12 protein-coding genes are annotated in these 16,748 nt (G+C 73.4%); 4 read left to right on the top strand and 8 right to left on the bottom strand.

Annotated elements, in window-relative coordinates; translation table 11 throughout:
- Window positions 1-70 precede the first annotated feature (70 nt).
- The 6 genes from BS75_RS27170 to nsdA all read right to left on the bottom strand — a co-directional run bounded on the left by BS75_RS27170 (window position 71) and on the right by nsdA (window position 8,394).
- On the bottom strand, window positions 71-589 hold the full coding sequence (locus BS75_RS27170; RefSeq protein WP_081982608.1) for a GNAT family N-acetyltransferase: 519 nt from the start codon (window positions 587-589) through the stop codon (window positions 71-73).
- 39 nt (window positions 590-628) lie between these two features.
- Entirely contained in the window at window positions 629-2,185 is a 1,557-nt protein-coding gene (ffh, locus tag BS75_RS27165) for a signal recognition particle protein (RefSeq protein WP_034090127.1), read from the bottom strand.
- Window positions 2,186-2,309: 124 nt separating this feature from the next.
- Complete coding sequence (locus tag BS75_RS27160) at window positions 2,310-4,784, bottom strand: [protein-PII] uridylyltransferase (RefSeq protein WP_042437351.1); 2,475 nt, start codon at window positions 4,782-4,784, stop codon at window positions 2,310-2,312.
- A 145-nt stretch (window positions 4,785-4,929) separates the two neighbouring features.
- Window positions 4,930-5,268, bottom strand: coding sequence for a P-II family nitrogen regulator (locus tag BS75_RS27155; protein WP_034090126.1), 339 nt, complete (start codon window positions 5,266-5,268; stop codon window positions 4,930-4,932).
- Window positions 5,265-6,629 carry an ammonium transporter gene (locus tag BS75_RS27150; protein ID WP_034090125.1) on the bottom strand — a complete coding sequence of 455 codons (1,365 nt, stop codon included), beginning with the start codon at window positions 6,627-6,629 and terminating at the stop codon, window positions 5,265-5,267. The genes BS75_RS27155 and BS75_RS27150 overlap by 4 nt, the downstream gene beginning before the upstream one ends.
- A gap of 304 nt (window positions 6,630-6,933) precedes the next feature.
- The gene (gene nsdA, locus BS75_RS27145; RefSeq protein ID WP_034090124.1) at window positions 6,934-8,394 is read right to left on the bottom strand and encodes a transcriptional repressor NsdA; all 1,461 of its coding nucleotides are present in this window, start codon (window positions 8,392-8,394) and stop codon (window positions 6,934-6,936) included.
- 479 nt (window positions 8,395-8,873) lie between these two features.
- Here nsdA and BS75_RS27140 point away from each other — a divergent pair, with 479 nt between their 5' ends.
- On the top strand, window positions 8,874-9,464 hold the full coding sequence (locus BS75_RS27140) for a bifunctional DNA primase/polymerase (protein WP_160312235.1): 591 nt from the start codon (window positions 8,874-8,876) through the stop codon (window positions 9,462-9,464).
- 112 nt (window positions 9,465-9,576) lie between these two features.
- Here BS75_RS27140 and ftsY read toward each other — a convergent pair whose 3' ends face one another.
- Complete coding sequence (ftsY, locus tag BS75_RS27135) at window positions 9,577-10,800, bottom strand: signal recognition particle-docking protein FtsY (protein WP_034090123.1); 1,224 nt, start codon at window positions 10,798-10,800, stop codon at window positions 9,577-9,579.
- 55 nt (window positions 10,801-10,855) lie between these two features.
- Between ftsY and BS75_RS48545 the strand changes: the two genes are divergently transcribed.
- The 3 genes from BS75_RS48545 (at window position 10,856) to BS75_RS27125 (ending at window position 12,901) form a co-directional block, all read left to right on the top strand.
- Complete coding sequence (locus BS75_RS48545; protein WP_152645709.1) at window positions 10,856-11,302, top strand: hypothetical protein; 447 nt, start codon at window positions 10,856-10,858, stop codon at window positions 11,300-11,302.
- The gene (locus tag BS75_RS27130) at window positions 11,284-12,078 is read left to right on the top strand and encodes an inositol monophosphatase family protein (protein WP_197091963.1); all 795 of its coding nucleotides are present in this window, start codon (window positions 11,284-11,286) and stop codon (window positions 12,076-12,078) included. Before BS75_RS48545 ends, BS75_RS27130 begins: the two co-directional genes overlap by 19 nt.
- Window positions 12,079-12,178: 100 nt before the next feature.
- The gene (locus BS75_RS27125; RefSeq protein WP_034090122.1) at window positions 12,179-12,901 is read left to right on the top strand and encodes a WXG100-like domain-containing protein; all 723 of its coding nucleotides are present in this window, start codon (window positions 12,179-12,181) and stop codon (window positions 12,899-12,901) included.
- Here BS75_RS27125 and smc read toward each other — a convergent pair.
- Window positions 12,896-16,567, bottom strand: a complete 3,672-nt coding sequence (gene smc, locus BS75_RS27120; protein ID WP_081982607.1) for a chromosome segregation protein SMC — start codon at window positions 16,565-16,567, stop codon at window positions 12,896-12,898. The genes BS75_RS27125 and smc overlap by 6 nt on opposite strands.
- Window positions 16,568-16,748: the final 181 nt, after the last annotated feature.

Genomic DNA, 16,748 nt, shown 5'->3' with positions numbered 1-16,748 from the left:
GACAATACGGACACAGCTGACAGCCCGCCAGACAGCGCACCGCCGAACGACCCCCGGGGCACACCCCGGCTCACACCCCTGGCCACTCCTCCGCCGTGAGGGCGAAGCGCTCGTGGTCGCGCCAGGCATCCTGGAGGAACAGCATCCGCGGGGTGAAGCCCTCGTGCCGGAAGCCGAGCCGCTTGGCCATCGCCACCGAGGGGCCGTTCTCCGGCTGGACGTTGATCTCCAGCCGGTGCAGCCCCAGCCCGCCCCTGGCCTCCGGGGCGAAGCAGCGGTCCACGACCAGCCGCATCCCCTCGCTCATCCGGCCGGTGCCGTTGTACGGGAGGTACGAGTTGTAGCCGAGCGTCGCGTTCAGGAAGCGGCCACGGGTGATGTTGGCGACATTGCAGGTGCCGACCAACCCGCCGTCCTCGGTGTCGACGATCAGGAAGCTCTGCAGGGCGTCACCCTGACGGCGCACCATGTCGACCAGGCCGTCGGGCTCCACCGGGTTCCACCGCCCGATGTGTTCGGCGGAGCGCCGCGTGGCGGCGGCGTAGGCGGCGGCATCGGACAGTTTCGGGGTTCGGATCTCCACTCGCATCCGCACATCATTGCGTATGCGCACAGCACCCCGAATCACTCAGAGGAGGTCCTTGAACTCCTTGGGGAGCTCGAAGTTGTCCGGCAGCTGGGCGGCACCGGGGCCGAAGGGGCTGCCGTTCGCGCCCGGGGCCGGCTCGGCCTTGCGCTCCAGCGCCGCCTTCTGCTCGGCGGCGCGCTTCAGCGGGTTGCCGGACTTCTGCTTGCCCTTGGCCTGCTTCTGCTGCTTGGGCTTGCGGGCACCGCCGCCGCCCATCCCCGGCATGCCCGGCATCCCGGGGATGCCCTTGCCGCCGGCCATCGCCGACATCATCTTCCGGGCCTCGAAGAAGCGCTCGACCAGGTTGTTGACCTCGGAGACGTGCACCCCGGAGCCCTTGGCGATACGGGCGCGGCGCGAGCCGTTGATGATCTTCGGGTCGTCCCGCTCGGCCTGGGTCATCGACTTGATGATCGCGCCGATCCGGGCGACGTCCCGGTCGTCGATGCTGTTGATCTGGTCGCGCATCTGCGCCATGCCCGGCAGCATGCCCAGCAGCTTGGAGATCGAGCCCATCTTGGAGACCTGCTCCAGCTGGGACAGGAAGTCCCCGAGGCCGAACTCCTTGCCGTTCTTGCTCGCCAGCTTGGACGCCATCTTGGCGGCCTCGTCCTGGCTGAACGTCTTCTCGGCCTGCTCGATCAGGCTGAGCATGTCGCCCATGTCCAGGATGCGCGAGGCCATCCGGTCCGGGTGGAAGGCGTCGAAGTCGGTCAGCTGCTCGCCGTTGGAGGCGAACATGATCTGACGGCCGGTGAGGTGGGCCACCGACAGCGCGGCGCCGCCTCGGGCGTCGCCGTCCAGCTTGGACAGCACCACACCGGTGAAGTCGACGCCTTCGAGGAAGGCCTGGGCGGTGGTGACCGCGTCCTGGCCGATCATCGCGTCGACGACGAAGAGCACCTCGTCCGGGTTGACCGCGGCGCGGATGTCCGCGGCCTGCTGCATCATCTCGGTGTCGATGCCGAGCCGGCCGGCGGTGTCGACGATCACCACGTCGTACTGCTTGGTCTTGGCGTACTCGATGGAGTCGCGGGCGACCTTGACCGGGTCGCCGACGCCGTTGCCGGGCTCCGGGGCGTAGATCGCCACGCCGGCGCGGTCGGCGACCACCGAGAGCTGGGTCACCGCGTTGGGGCGCTGCAGGTCGCAGGCGACCAGCAGCGGGGTGTGCTTCTGGTCCTTCAGCCAGCGGCCGAGCTTTCCGGCCAGCGTGGTCTTGCCGGCGCCCTGGAGACCCGCGAGCATGATCACGGTCGGACCGGTCTTGGCGTAGCGCAGCCGGCGGGTCTCGCCGCCGAGGATGCCGACGAGCTCCTCGTTGACGATCTTGACAACCTGCTGCGCCGGGTTCAGCGCACCGGAGACCTCCGCGCCGAGCGCGCGCTCCTTGACCTGCTTGATGAACGCCCGCACGGCGGGAAGCGCGACATCGGCCTCCAGCAGGGCGATGCGGATCTCACGGCAGGTGGCGTCGATGTCCGCTTCGGACAGGCGCCCCTTGCCACGGAGGTTCTTGAACGTCGCTGCGAGGCGGTCGGAAAGGGTATCGAACACGTCGGTCGCGGGTCCTCGTGGCTCGGGTGCGGATAAGGGTGTCGCCCACCAGGGTATCCGGCTCCGCGCGCGGCGGAACCCACCCACCCCCGAGCTCTTCCCGGGGCCGGGCCCGGCGCGGCGCTCAGGACAGGGCCCGCTCCACCGACCGGGCCACCTCGGCGGCCCGCCCGGCCGCGAGCGGGCGGCCGTCCGGGCCGGTCACGTAGAAGGCGTCGACCGCGTCCGCGCCCAGGGTGGAGATCCTGGCCGTCCGGACCCGCACCCCGGTGGCCTCCAGCGCCCGGCCGATCCGGTGCAGCAGCCCCGGGGCGTCGTGGGCGCGGACCTCCAGCACGGTCGCCGAGGCGGAGCCGCCGGCGGCGACGGTGACCCGGGGCGGCGGCGCCACGCTCCCCCGGCGGCGGGGCGCGGAGGCGTCCCGCTCGGCCAGGCGGCGGCTGACGTCCAGCCCGCCGTCCAGTGCCCGCCGGATGTCGGCGCGCAGCCGGGCCGCCTCCGGCACCTCGCCGAACTCGGCGGCGACCTGCCAGGTCAGCGCGAGCACCGCGCCCGCGCCGATCGGGTCCAGCACCCGGATCGCCGCCGCCCTGACCGTCAGCCGGTGCAGCGCCAGCACCCCGGCCACCGTCGCCAGCACCGCCGGACGCTCCGGCAGCGCCAGCGTCAGGGTCACCCCCAACTGCTCGCCGACCTGGTCGAGTGCCTGCTCCGACTCGGCCCTGAGCGACAGCACCGGGCCCTCGGTGCGGGCCGCCTCCACCGCCAGCCGCTCCTCCTCGGCCGAGGGCTCCGGCTGCTCGCCGCCGCCCGCGCCTCCCGCCGCCCCGCCCCCGGCCAGGGTCAGCGCCTCGGCGGCGCGCCGGCTCAGGTCGGCCACCAGCGCGGCCCGCCAGCTGCTCCACGCCGCCGGTCCGGTAGCCAGCGCGTCGGCCTCGGTCAGCGCGTGCAGCAGCTCCAGGGTGCCGGTGCTGCCGACGACCGAGGTGATCGCGGCGACCGTGGCCGGGTCGTCCAGGTCGCGCCGGGTCGCCGTGTCCACCAGCAGCAGGTGGTGGCGGACCAGCAGCGCGAGCGTCTCCACGTCCGCCTTGGCGAAGCCCAGCCGGGCCGCGACGTCGCGGGTGATCACCTCTCCCGCCTCGGAGTGGTCGCCGGGCCAGCCCTTGCCGATGTCGTGCAGCAGCGCCGCAACCAGCAGCAGGTCGGGCCGGGCCACCCGGCGGGTGAGCGCCGCGGCCCGGACCGCCGTCTCGACCAGGTGCCGGTCGACCGTCCAGCGGTGCACCGCGTTCCGCTGCGGACGGCAGCGGACCCGGTCCCAGTCCGGCAGCAGCCGGGTGACCAGGCCCTCGGCCTCCATCGCCTCCCAGACCGGGATCGCGCTCTCGCCCGCGCCCAGCAGGGTGACCAGCTGCTCGCGGGCCTCGTCCGGCCAGGGCACCGGCATCGGCCGGGTTTCGGCGGCCAGCCGCTTGGCGGTGGAGGGGGCCAGCGGCAGCGCGGCCTGCGCGGCGGCTGCGGCGGCGCGCAGCGGCAGCACCGGGTCGGCGGCCGGTCTGGCCGCCGCCGCGAGCACGGCCTCGCCGTCCTGCTCGACCACGCCCTCGGCCAGCGGGGTGCGCTCGACCGTGCCCCGGGCCGAGGTGCCGAAGCCGAAGCGGGTGCTGCGGCGCAGCCTGCCGCTGCGGGAACGGAGCACCCGGTCGACCTCGCGCCAGGTGACGTCGCCGGCGTAGGCGACGGTCCGGGCGGCCTCGTAGACCTGGCGCAGCAGGATGTCGGCGTCCAGCACGCCCAGCTCGGCGGCGACCTGGTCCTGCTCCTGGAGGCTGAGCCGGTCGGTGGCCCGTCCGGTGACCAGGTGCAGGGTGTCGCGGACGTCGGCCAGCCGGGCCCCGGCCTCGGCCAGCCCGGCGCGCGGGGCGTCGGCGATCCAGGAGGCGGCGACGGCGTCCAGCGCGGTCAGGTCGCGCAGGCCGCCTCGGGCCTCCTTGAGGTCGGGCTCCAGCAGGAAGGACAGCTCGCCGTGGCGTTCGGCCCGCTCCCGGCACAGGGCGTGCAGCTCGGGCAGTCGGCGGAGCGCCCCGGCCCGCCAGTCGGCCAGCACGGCCGAGCGCAGACCGGCGGTGAGGTCGGCGTCTCCGGCGAGGTGACGGGCGTCCAGCAGGCCGAGCTGGACCTTGAGGTCCTCGCCGGCCACCTTGCGGGCGGTGGAGAGGTCCCGGACCGAGTGGTCGAGGGCGATGCCGTTGTCCCAGACCGGGTACCAGAGCTGCTCGGCCAGGGCCGGGACGGCCTTGCCCCTGGCGCCGCCGTCGTGGAGCAGCAGCAGGTCCAGGTCGCTGCGCGGGGAGAGCTCACCGCGCCCGTAGCCGCCGACGGCGACCAGGGCGACGCCGGTGAGGCCGTCGGCGGCGGTGGAGAACAGTCCGGCCAGCCAGCGGTCGGTGAGCTCGGCCAGCGCGCGGCGGCGGGCCGCGCCGGTGCGGGCGTCCTCGCGGAGCAGGTGCAGCCGCTGGGCCGCGTAGCCGCTGGGCTGCCCGGACCCGGAGCCGGGCTGCTGCTGTCCTGCCGTTGCCTGCTGGCGATCCGTCAACGGGACTCCCGTGGCTCGTACCGAAAACCGGGACCCCCGGCAGGTGGGACGCGGCGAAGGGGGAAGCCGGGCTGCGCTGCCCGTGCTCCCCCCGCCACCGCTCGTTTCAGTTGTGCTGTGCCTCAGCCGTGCCGTTCCGCCCCGGTCAGAGGGCGTCCGGGCCGCGTTCGCCGGTGCGGACCCGGACCGCGGTCTCCACCGGCACGCACCAGACCTTGCCGTCGCCGATCCGGCCGGTGCGGGCGGCCTTGACGACCACCTCTATCAGGCCCTCCGCGTCGTCGTCCTCGACCAGGACCTCGACCCGGACCTTCGGGACCAGGTCGACGGTGTACTCGGCACCACGGTAGACCTCGGTGTGGCCCCGCTGCCGACCGTAGCCGCTGGCCTCGGTCACGGTGAGTCCGTGGACGCCGAACGCCTGGAGGGCGTCCTTGACCTCGTCCAGCCGGTGGGGCTTGATCACTGCGGTGATGAGCTTCATGCCTCGACCTTCGTTCCCTCGGCGGCCGCCACGGCCTCGACCACGATCCCGGACTCGTCCTCGGCCGTCGGCGCGGTGGGCGCCAGGGCCTTGGAGAGCGCCGAACCCAGCGCGCTGAAGTCGTAGGCGGACTCGGCGTGCTCCGCCAGGTCGATGCCGGCGATCTCGACCTCCTCCGGGACCCGGAAGCCCATGGTCTTCTCGATCAGCTTGCCGAGGAGGTAGGCCATCACGAAGGAGTAGGCGCCGACCGAGACGACCCCGATCGCCTGCTTCCAGAGCTGGTCCAGGCCGCCGCCGTAGAAGAGGCCCTTGGCCGGGGAGCCCAGGGTGCCGGTGGCGAAGAGGCCGATCAGCAGGGCGCCGGTGGCGCCGCCGACCGCGTGGACGCCGACCACGTCGAGCGAGTCGTCGAAGCCGAAGCGGTACTTGAGGCTGATGGTGCAGGCGCACAGGGCGCCGACGATCAGGCCGAGGGCGAGCGAGCCGAGCGGGCTGATGTAGGCGCAGGCCGGGGTGATCCCGACCAGGCCGGCCACCGCGCCGGAGGCAGCGCCGAGGGTGGTGAAGGCGCCGTGCCTGATCCGCTCGTAGGCGAGCCAGCCGATCATCGCGGCGCCGGTGGCGATCTGGGTGTTCATGAAGGCCACGCCGGCCAGGCCGTTGGCGGAGAGCGCGGAGCCGGCGTTGAAGCCGAACCAGCCGAACCACAGCAGACCGGAGCCGAGCATCACCAGCGGCAGGCTGTGCGGACGCATCGGGTCCTTCTTGAAGCCGACCCGCTTGCCCAGCACCAGGCACAGGGCCAGACCGGCCATACCGGCGTTGAGGTGCACCGCCGTGCCGCCGGCGAAGTCGAGGACGCCGACGTGGTCGACCAGCCAGCCGCCCTTGCCGTTGTCGCTGTAGAAGACCCAGTGCGCGACCGGGAAGTAGACCAGGGTGGTCCAGAGGGCGACGAACAGGCCCCAGGCGGCGAAGCGGGTGCGGTCCGCGATGGCGCCGCTTATCAGCGCCGGGGTGATGACCGCGAACATCAACTGGAAAGCGGAGAGTGCGAAGATCGGAATTCCGTAGCCCAGGTAGAGCTTGTTCATTCCGATGTTGCGCATGCCCAGGTAGTGCAGATTGCCGATCAGCCCGTGGAATGCGTCGGGGCCGAAGCTGAGCGAGAAGCCGAAGAGCACCCAGAGGACTGTCACGATCCCCAGCGCGATAAAGCTCATGACCAGCATGTTCAGGGCGCTCTTGGCCCGTACCATGCCGCCGTAGAAGAAGGCGAGACCCGGTGTCATCAACATCACCAGTGCCGCGCTTATGAGCACGAAAGCGGTGTCCCCGCCACTGAAGCCGCTAGGCATCGGCGTCTCCTCGAATGTTGAGCCGCTCCGTTCCCCGGTATCCCGTCCCGTGCCACCGGAGGCGTCGGCTGATGAAGAGGAGATTGACGGAGAGCGGTTTCGGCCGACGCGCCGACGTGTTTCCGGAAGGTGACGAAGCTGACGCCGCTGTTACGCCGGGGTGAACTCCCATGTCGCGCGGCGGTCGCTGTAAGGGGGCATGACAAAGCCGACCGCGAGAACCGTCCTTCGGACCAGGCGTGGGGGAGCCGAGTGTCGGGATGGTTCTCGCGGCCGGAGCTCCGGGGCGGGTCGTGCGGTCGGGTCAGACGGCCTGGTTGCGGGCGTTGAACTCGGGCAGGTCCTGGTCGACCCGCTCACGCAGCCGCTTGACCTCGTTGACCTCGCGGAACTGCTTCAGCGCGGTCTCGGTGGTCTTCCGGACGCGGGTGTTGACCCGTTCCGAACGTATCCGCATGGCGATGTCCACGGCCTGTTCGGCGGAGGCGGCGGCGGCCTCCGGCTCCTTCTGCAGCAGGTGGACGCTGGCCATGCCGATCAGGTTGAGGGCGTAGGAGCGCTGGTGGCCCGGATCCTCGGAGAAGAGCTGGACCGCGCGCTGCATCACCGGCTCCGACTGCCGGGCGTAGACCTGGGTGCGGCCGGTGGTGTAGCTGAGGTCGCGGTAGGAGTGGGCGTTCTCGGCGTTGAGCTCGGCCTCGGAGAAGAAGGAGATCCAGTCCGGCTCCGGGTCGTCCGGGTTGATGTCGCGGAAGGAGTCCTCGGCCAGCCGGGCGGCCCGGTGGCACTTGGTCACCTCGCCGAGGGAGGCGTAGGCGCGGGCCTCCAGGACGTGCATCAGCGACTGGGTCCGGGGGGTGGCGGTGTCCCGGCTGCCGTACTGGGCGAGGTGGACCAGTTCCAGGGCGTCGGTGCCGCGGTTGAGGTGGATCATCTGCCGACACATGTCGGAGAGGATGAGCGCGCCGAAGGGCCGGTCGCCGGACTCCTTCGCCGCGTGCAGCGCCAGCACGTAGTACTTCTGCGCGCTGGGGTGCATGCCTATGTCGTAGGACATCCAGCCGGCCAGGTGGGCCAGTTGCGCGGTGGTCTGGAAGAGCCTGCGGGTGACGTCCGGGGCGTAGGTCTCCTGGAGCAGGTCGCAGACCTCGTGCAGCTGTCCGACGACGGCCTTGCGGCGCAGCCCGCCGCCGTTCTGGGCGTCCCACTGGCGGAACATCACCACCGTGGACTCCAGCAGCTCCAGCTCGGGGACGGAGATCCGACCGGTCGGGTGGGCGCCCTCGCGGGCCGCGACGAGCATGGTGGTGGGCTGACCACCGTGGTTGGGTGCGAGCCAGCGCTGCATCGGCTCGATCAGGGCGGTGCCGGCCGTCAGCGCCAGCGAGGTGCCGAGGAAGCCCCGGCGGTTGAGCATCAGGTCGCTGCGGGAGTAGTCGGAGATCAGCTGCACCGTCTGGCTGCTGCTCCAGGGGTAGTCCACCCCGCTGTTCGGAGCCAGCGGCATGACCTGCCGCAGGCCCAGGTCCTCCACCGCGACGAGCGAGCCGAAGCGCTCGGAGAAGAGGTCGGAGAGAATCTTGGGGATCGGTTCGCGGGGACTCTCCCCGTCGAGCCAGCGCCGCACCCGCGAGGTGTCGGTGCTGACATGGCTGGCCCCGATCTGACGGGCCCTCCGGTTCACCTGGCGGGCCAACTCGCCCTTGGACCAACCGCTCCTGACGAACCACGCCGTCAACTGCTCGTTGGGTTGCTTCTCGCCCACCGGAACGCCCCCATCCCGGGCTAACCCGCTGCGGTACCCGCGGCTCCCCGTCGGTGAACGAGGGCACCCGAGCCTGATCGGTCGGACAGGTCACGAACCGTCAGCAGTAGCACCGGCCAACCGAATTGATGATCCGATTGCCCCTGGCATACCCACGGGACGGAAGAAGCACCTGCCCTGCGGAGTGAACGTAGCGCGGTTCCGCACACCCGGGGGAGTTCACTCGGGAAAACGCCACCCTTCGCCACCCCTGAGGATGAACTCCCGGCACTCCCGGCGCGCTTCACTGGATCTCGGTCGAGCCCTGCATCGCTCTCGCACTCACGACCCTCCCCCATTGCCGCGGCCGCGGCAACGCGTTCCGCCCAAACCGTCCGACGATGTGGCGCACAAGGTCCAACTGAGCGCCCCTGTCGACAACCGCGCCCCCCTCCACGCTCCCGGCGTAACCATCGGGCCCTCTTTCATGTTGGTGGTGAGTGGACTTGGACATCCTGTTCGACAGCCCGATCTTCGGCAGCCGCTCGCTCGGCCCGCGCGGTCGCGTCCGCACCGCCCGGTGCCGGACGGTCGCCGAGTACACCCAGCTCTGGGGCTGGACAGCCGTCCTGGGCGGCGTCGAACTGCCCCCGGGCAGCAGCCAGGACCAGGTCCACCAGGCGTGGCAGCGGTGCCCGGCGGCCGAGCCGCGGCTGCGCACCGGGAACGGCTTCGACGTCCTCGACGTGCCGCACGCGGCGGGCTTCCGCGCGCTGGAGCGGATGGAGCGGATGGGTGTGCGCCCCGGGCCGGTGCTCGGCACCCCCGGCCGGGCGCTGTTCCTGGTCGCCCCGGACACCGCCGCCGCCCTGCCCGACCTGCTCTACCGCACCGGCTGGGACGACGCCGCGCTCGACCTGGGCTGCCACGGGGCGGGCGGCGCCGTCCCCGCGCCCCCGGCCACGGACGCGCGCTGGCTGCGCCCGCCGACGCCCGAGAACGCGGCGCGTCCGCCGGAGGCCAGGCTGCTGCTGGGCGCGCTGGCGTACGCCTGCCACCGGGGCGTCCCCGAACTGGTCGGCCGCCGCTAGCCCGCCGCCGCCCGGGCTCACGTGCCTGTGGGCCGCCGTGCCTGCGGGCCCACGTGCCTGCGGGCCGCCACCCCGGAGGGAAGCGGCCCGCACCAGGTCAGGTCGGCTCGGCTCAGCCGATCAGCGCGTCCGCGAAGGCGGCGGGGTCGAACGGCGCGAGGTCGTCCGCACCCTCGCCGAGCCCGATCAGCTTGACCGGGACACCGAGCTGGCGCTGCACCGCGATGACGATGCCGCCCTTGGCGGTGCCGTCCAGCTTGGTCAGCACGATCCCGGTGATGTCCACGACCTCGGCGAAGACCCGCGCCTGGACCAGGCCGTTCTGGCCGGTGGTGGCGTCCAGCACCAGCAGCACCTCGTCCACCGGGCCGTGCTTCTCGACGACCCGCTTGACCTTGCCCAGCTCGTCCATCAGGCCGGTCTTGGTGTGCAGCCGGCCGGCGGTGTCCACCAGCACGGTGTCCGCGCCCTCGGCGGTGGCCTCCTTGACCGCGTCGAAGGCCACCGAGGCCGGGTCGCCGGCCTCCGGGCCGCGCACCGTGCGGGCGCCGACCCGCTCGCCCCAGGTCTGCAGCTGGTCGGCGGCGGCGGCGCGGAAGGTGTCGGCCGCGCCGAGCACCACCGTCCGGCCGTCGGCGACCAGCACCCGGGCCAGCTTGCCGCTGGTGGTGGTCTTGCCGACGCCGTTGACGCCGACGACCAGCACCACGGCCGGGCGCGGCGGCTCCGCCTCGGTGTGCCGGGCGGTGTGCAGGGTGCGGTCCATCGAGGGATCGATCAGCGCGAGCAGCTCCTCGCGGAGCAGCGTGCGCAGGTCGTCCGGGGTGCGGGTGCCCAGGACCTTGACCCGGGTGCGCAGCCGCTCGACCAGCTCCTGGGTCGGCTGGACGCCGACGTCGGCGGTGAGCAGCACCTCCTCGATCTCCTCCCAGGTCTCCTCGTCGAGGCGGTCCCGGGAGAGCAGCGCGAGCAGGCCCTTGCCCATCGAGTTCTGCGAGCGGGAGAGCCGCGAGCGCAGCCGGACCAGGCGTCCGGCGGTCGGCTCGGGGACGTCGAGGGCGGGGGTCAGCGCGGCCTCGGACGGCTCCGGCTCCGGCTCCGGCTCGGTGACGAGCGCGGTCTCCGGGGCCGGGGCCGCGGCGGTGGCTGCGGCGGCGGTCGGGGGTTCGGTGGGGGTCGCCGTCCCGACCGGAGCCGGGCGGGTCGACTGGCCGAGGGACGTGTCCGACGGCGGGGACGGCGGCAGTTGCCTGCGCCGCCTGCCGTTGACGACGAGACCGGCGGCAGCTCCGAGCAGGACCACCGCGATGACTACGGTAAGGATGATGTATTCCATGGCTCACCCAGTATCCGTTACGGCTGTGCGGCAGCGGGTCGCGCCGGGGCGGTAAATGGAGTGGAACCGCTCCCCGGCGACCGAGCATCCTGCTCGGCATGCCGATGGCAGCCCCGCTTGCCGTGCTCCGTCGACGACTGGCGCTGCTGCGCTGTCCCGGCGCCGCCGGGCCCCGGTCCTGACCGGGTTCGCCGCCGTCCTGCTGCTGGGCGCGCCGGCGCCGGCCACCACCGCCGTCGTGCTGGCCCTGCTGGTCTCCCTGCTGGTCTCCCGGCTGGACGGGAGCGGCGGCGGAGCGGCCCTGTTCACCGCGGCGCTGCTGCCGCTGGTGCTGTTCGGCGCGGTGCTGCTGCTCGGGCATGAGTCCGGCAGCCACCAGGAGCTGGTGCGGCCGCCATGCCGAGCTCTACGGCCTCCAGGCCACCGTCTACGCGCTGGAGGGCCGGCGCGGGCCGGGCGGGCCCCGGCGGTAGCGTGGTGGCCATGTGGATCGAGACCGTGACCGGGATCCTGCGCGAGGCCGCCGAGACGGCGATCGTGCCGCGCTTCCGCGCGCTGGCCGAGGGCGAGGTCAGCGAGAAGTCGCCGGGCGAGCTGGTGACCGTGGCCGACCGCGAGGCCGAGGAGCTGATCAGCCGTCGGCTGCGGGAGGTGGTGGACGCGCCGGTGGTCGGCGAGGAGGCCGCGGCCGCCGACCCCGGGCTGCTCGACGCCCTGCGGCTGGCCCCGACGGCCTGGCTGGTCGACCCGCTGGACGGGACCGCCAACTTCGTCGCCGGCCGCCCCGAGTACGCGGTGATGGCCGCGCTGGTACGCGGCGGCGAGACGGTGGCGGCCTGGATCGTCCGCCCGGCCGACGGCCGGGCCTACGTCGCCGAACGCGGCTCCGGGTCCTGGCGGGACGGGATCCGGGTCCGGCGCGAGCCCGCCCCGCCCCGGGCGGCGGAGCTGCGCGGGGCCGCGCTGACCGGATTCCTGGACCCGACCACCCGGGCGCACGTCGACGCCTCCGCGCCGCACTTCGCCCGGCTCGGCCCCGGGACCCGGTGCGCGGGCGTGGACTACCCCCGGCTGCTCGACGGCGAGCAGGACTTCGTCCTCTACCAGCGCACCCTGCCCTGGGACCACGCGCCCGGCACGCTGCTGCTCAGCGAGGCCGGCGGCACCGCGCTGCGCCCCGACGGCAGCCGCTACCGGCCCGCCGACACCGGGGCCGGCCTGCTCAACGCCGCCGACCGGCGCTGCTGGGACACCGTCCGCCCGCTGCTGCTGCCCTGACCCCGGTCGGCGCGAAGACCATCTCCCGCCGGGGCCAATGGACTTGCCCGGCTTGGTAACGTGAGCCCGAGAGCGACGGTCCAGGTGTTCGGGGGTACGGATGGCTATCGAACTGCCCAGCGAAGTGGTGACGTTCCTCCAGTGCATCGGGGTGAACTGGCCGCAGGTCAACGAGGACACGGTGCGCGAGTTCGCCACGCACGTGCGGACCTTCGCCTCCGACATCGAGGGCACCCACCAGCAGGCCACCGCCACCGTCAACGCGATGGGCGCCTCCTACCAGGCCAACTCCTACGACCTGCTGGTCTCCAAGTGGGCCCACCTGTCCCAGGGCCACATGCACGACCTGCTCGAAGGCTGCAGCGTCCTGGCCACCGCGCTCGACGACGGCGCCGACTACATCGTCGCGATGAAGCTCAGCTGCATCGCCGAACTCACCGTCATGGCCGTCAGCTTCGTCGCCGACCAGGCCGCCGCCGTGCTCACCTTCGGCATCGCCGAGGCCGCCGAGGCCCTGATCGTCGAGGCCGCCGACCTCGCCGTCGACTACATGGAACAGACGATCATCCAGTACATCCTGGCCGAGGTCATCGGAGCGGCCCTCACCCCGCTGCTCGGCATCGTGGAGAAGGCGGTGTCGGGAATGACCTACTCGGCGCTGGAGAACATGCTCGGGGTCTCCGGCAGCGTCGGCGACGGCTTCACCATCCAGCCCGACGACCTGCGCACCCACGCCAAGACGCTGGCCCAGCACGCCGCAGACGTCAAGGCGCACGCCCAGAACCTCACCGGCAACCTCGCCGGGCTGAACTTCGCGTCATGAGCGGGGCGGCGACTCCGGTGCCGGTGCCGGGTCGTCCGACACCGTCTGCGCGGGCAGGGTACGGCGGGGGGCCGGGCGCGGGGTCTCCCGGAGGCGTTGGCTGATGACCTGGGAGATGCCGTCGCCGCGCATGGAGACGCCGTAGAGGGCGTCGGCGCACTCCATGGTCAGCTTCTGATGGGTGATCACGATCAGCTGGGAGCTGTCGCGCAGCTCCTCCATGATGGCGATCAGCCGGCGCAGGTTGGTCTCGTCCAGGGCCGCCTCGACCTCGTCCATCACGTAGAACGGGCTGGGGCGGGCCTTGAAGATGGAGACCAGCAGCGCGACGGCGGTCAGTGAGCGCTCGCCGCCGGAGAGCAGCGAGAGCCGCTTGACCTTCTTGCCCGGGGGGCGGGCCTCGACGTCGATGCCGGTGGTGAGCATGTTGTCCGGGTCGGTGAGGACCAGTCGGCCCTCGCCGCCGGGGAAGAGCCGGGAGAAGACGCCCTCGAACTGTCGGGCGGTGTCGTGGTACGCGGCGGTGAAGACCTGCTCGACCCGCTCGTCGACCTCCTTGACCACGGTGAGCAGGTCGCGCCGGGTGGTCTTGAGGTCCTCCAGTTGCTCGCTGAGGAACTTGTGGCGCTCCTCCAGCGCGGCGAACTCCTCCAGCGCCAGCGGGTTGACCTTGCCGAGCTGGGTGTACGCCTTCTCCGCGGCCCGGAGCCGGCGCTCCTGCTCGGCCCGGCGGTAGGGCTGCGGCTCCGCCTCGCCCGCCGCTCCCCCCGGCTCGACCGAGGGCGGGACCGGCTGGTCCGGCCCGTACTCGGCGAGCAGGGAGTCCGCGGCGATGCCGTGCTCCTCCAGCGCCTTGGCCTCCAACTGCTCGATCCGCAGCCGCTTCTCGGCGCGCAGCACCTCGTCCCGGTGGACCGAGTCGGTGAGCCTGTCCAGCTCCGCCGCCAGCTCGCGGCTGCGGACCCGGCCCTGCCCGAGTTCGGCGTCGCGGACCGCGCGTTCCTGCTCGGCCCCGGCCTTCTCGGCGGCGGCTCCCAGCAGCGAGGCCTCCACCAGCGCCAGCAGCTGCCGACCGCCGTCGGCGACCGCGGCGGCGACCGCGGCCTCGTGCCGCAGCCGCTGCTGCCGGGCGGCGGCCCTGGCCCGGGCCTCCCGCTCGGCCCTGGCTCCGCGTTCCAGCGCGTCGGCCCGGCCGACCAGGCCGCGCACCCGCTCCTCATGGGTGCGGACGGACAGCCTGGCCTCCATCTCGGCCGCGCGGGCCGCGCTCGCCGCCTCGCCCAGCCGGTCCCGCTCGGCGGTGTCGGGCTCGTCCTCGGCCGGTCCCTCCTCGACCGCCAGCAGTCGCTCGGAGAGTTCGGCGAGCTCCGCCTCGGCCTGTTCCCGGGCGTCCTCGGCCTTGGCCGCCGCGGTCGCCAGCCGTTCCGCCTCCCCCGCCGCACCGCGCGCCTGGCCACCCAGTCGGCCGAGCTGCTGGGCGACGGCCGACTTCTCCTTCTCGGCGGCGCGCCGCCGGGCGGCCAGCGCCTCGACCTCGGCGGCCAGCTCCTTGCGGCGCGCGGTGGCCTGCTCCAGCGCCTCGGCCAGCGCCTCGCGCCGGCCGACCAGGACGGCCAGCGCCGCCGTCGCCTCGTCCACTGCGGCCTGGGTCTCCAGCAGGCTGGGCGCGCCGGCCGAGCCGCCGTAGCCGAAGCCGCTGCCGAGCAGGTCGCCCTCGGCGGTGACCGCGACCAGCTCGGGCCGGGCGGCCACCAGTTGTTCCGCCGCCTCCAGGGTGTCGACCACCACGGTGTGCCGCAGCAGGTCGCGGACCGGGGCCAGCAGCTCCTCCGGTCCGGAGACCAGCGCCACCGCCCACTCGGCCGCCGCCGGGGCAGTACCGAGCGCCGCGGCAGTACCGAGCGCCGGGGCAGTACCCGGGGCAGTACCCGGGGCCGCAGCCGCGCCGCCGCCCGCGACCAGCAGCGCGGCCCGGCCCGCGTCGTCCTTGCGCAGCAGCCGCAGCGCCTCGGCCGCCGCGCCGATGCCGCTGACCGCCACCGCGTCCGCCGCGTGGCCGAGCGCCGCCGCGACCGCCGCCTCCGCGCCGGGACGGACCGTCAGCAGCTCGGCGGCCGGGCCCAGCAGCCCGGTCAGCCGGTCCCCCGCGGCCAGCAGCGCACCGGTGCCGTCCTTGCGGCGGAGCCCGAGCGCCAGCGCGTCCCGACGGGCCGTCAGCCCGGCGCGCTCGCGCTCCGCGCCCGCCAGCTCCTCCCGCGCCCGGGACTGCTCCTCCTCGGCCCCGGCCAGCGCCGAGCGCAGCTCGGCAAGGCTCGCCTCGGCCTCGGTGTCGACCGCGTCCGCGCCGTCGACCTGGGCCTTCAGCTGCTCGTAGGCCTCGGTCGCGGCCTCGGCCCGGACCATCGCCTCGTCCCGCGCCTCGGCCAGTCGGCCGATCTCCTCACCCGCGCCGACCGCCCGCGAGCGGGCCGCCGCGACCTTGCCCTGGAGCCGGGCCAGACCCTCGCGACGGTCCGCCAGGGCCCGCGCCGCCGCCCGCAGCCGCTGCTCCTCCTCGGCGAGGGCGCGCTCCAGGTCGGCCCGCCGCTCCACCGTCTCGGCCAGGGTGTAGCGGGCCTCCTCCAGTGCCTCGGCCAGCTCGGCCTCCTCCGCCCTGATCCGGGCGGCCTCCCGCTCCTGCTCCTCCGGATCGCGGCCGCGCCGCTCCTCGGCCGGCGCGGCGGCGGCGTGCCTGACCCGGGCCTCGGCCAGTCCGATCGTCCCGCGCACCCGCTCGGCCAGCGAGGACAGCGCGAACCAGGTCTGCTGCGCCCGCTCGACCCGCGGCCCGAGCTGGGCGACCTGCGCCTCCAGCACCGCCTCCCGCTGCCGACAGGCCGTCAGTTCCTGCTCGACCCCGCCGCGCCGCAGCCGCAGCGCCATCTCGTCGGCGACCTCCTCCTCCACCGCGCGCCGGAGGGTGACCAGGTCGTCGGCGAGCAGCCGCAGCCGGGCGTCGCGGAGGTCGGCCTGGATGGTCGCGGCCCGGCGCGCTATCTGCGCCTGCCGCCCCAGTGGCTTCAACTGCCGGCCGAGCTCGCCGACCAGGTCCTGCACCCGGGTCATGTTGGCCTGCATCGCGTCCAGCTTCCGCAGCGCCTTCTCCTTGCGCTTGCGGTGCTTGAGGACGCCGGCCGCCTCCTCGATGAAGGCCCGGCGGCCCATCGGGTCGGCGTGCAGCACCGAGTCCAGCTGGCCCTGGCCGACGATGACGTGCATCTCCCGGCCGATGCCGGAGTCGGAGAGCAGTTCCTGGATGTCGAGCAGTCGGCAGGTGGTGCCGTTGATGGCGTACTCGCTGCCGCCGTTGCGGAACATGGTGCGCGAGATGGTGACTTCGCTGTACGCGATGGGCAGCGCGCCGTCGGTGTTGTCGATGGTCAGCGCGACTTCGGCACGGCCCAGCGGCGCGCGGCCGGTGGTCCCGGCGAAGATGACGTCCTCCATCTTGCCGCCGCGCAGCGACTTGGCGCCCTGCTCGCCCATGACCCAGGACAGGGCGTCGACGACATTGGACTTGCCCGAGCCGTTGGGCCCGACCACACAGGTGATCCCGGGCTCGAAGCGCAGCGTCGTCGCTGAGGCGAAGGACTTGAAGCCGCGCAGGGTGAGACTCTTGAGATGCACGCGTTGACCCTTCGCCCGATCTTGCCCCTACCTCGCTGACCTGAGCGAACTCTATCCGCGCGGCCGCAGGCCGGACCGGACGCCGACCGGGGTTTCACCGGTGGAGGCAGGGGGCATCCCTGCTACAAGGTGCTTCGGTGGGACGGCGCGGCTCGGGACTCCGCCGGATGAGGAGCGTGCC

Origin of the sequence: Streptacidiphilus albus JL83 (genome assembly GCF_000744705.1) — a bacterium.
In the GTDB taxonomy this organism is placed as follows: domain Bacteria; phylum Actinomycetota; class Actinomycetes; order Streptomycetales; family Streptomycetaceae; genus Streptacidiphilus; species Streptacidiphilus albus.
The sequence above is the reverse complement of the archived record's forward strand: the minus strand, read 5'-3'. Positions and strand labels throughout refer to the sequence as shown.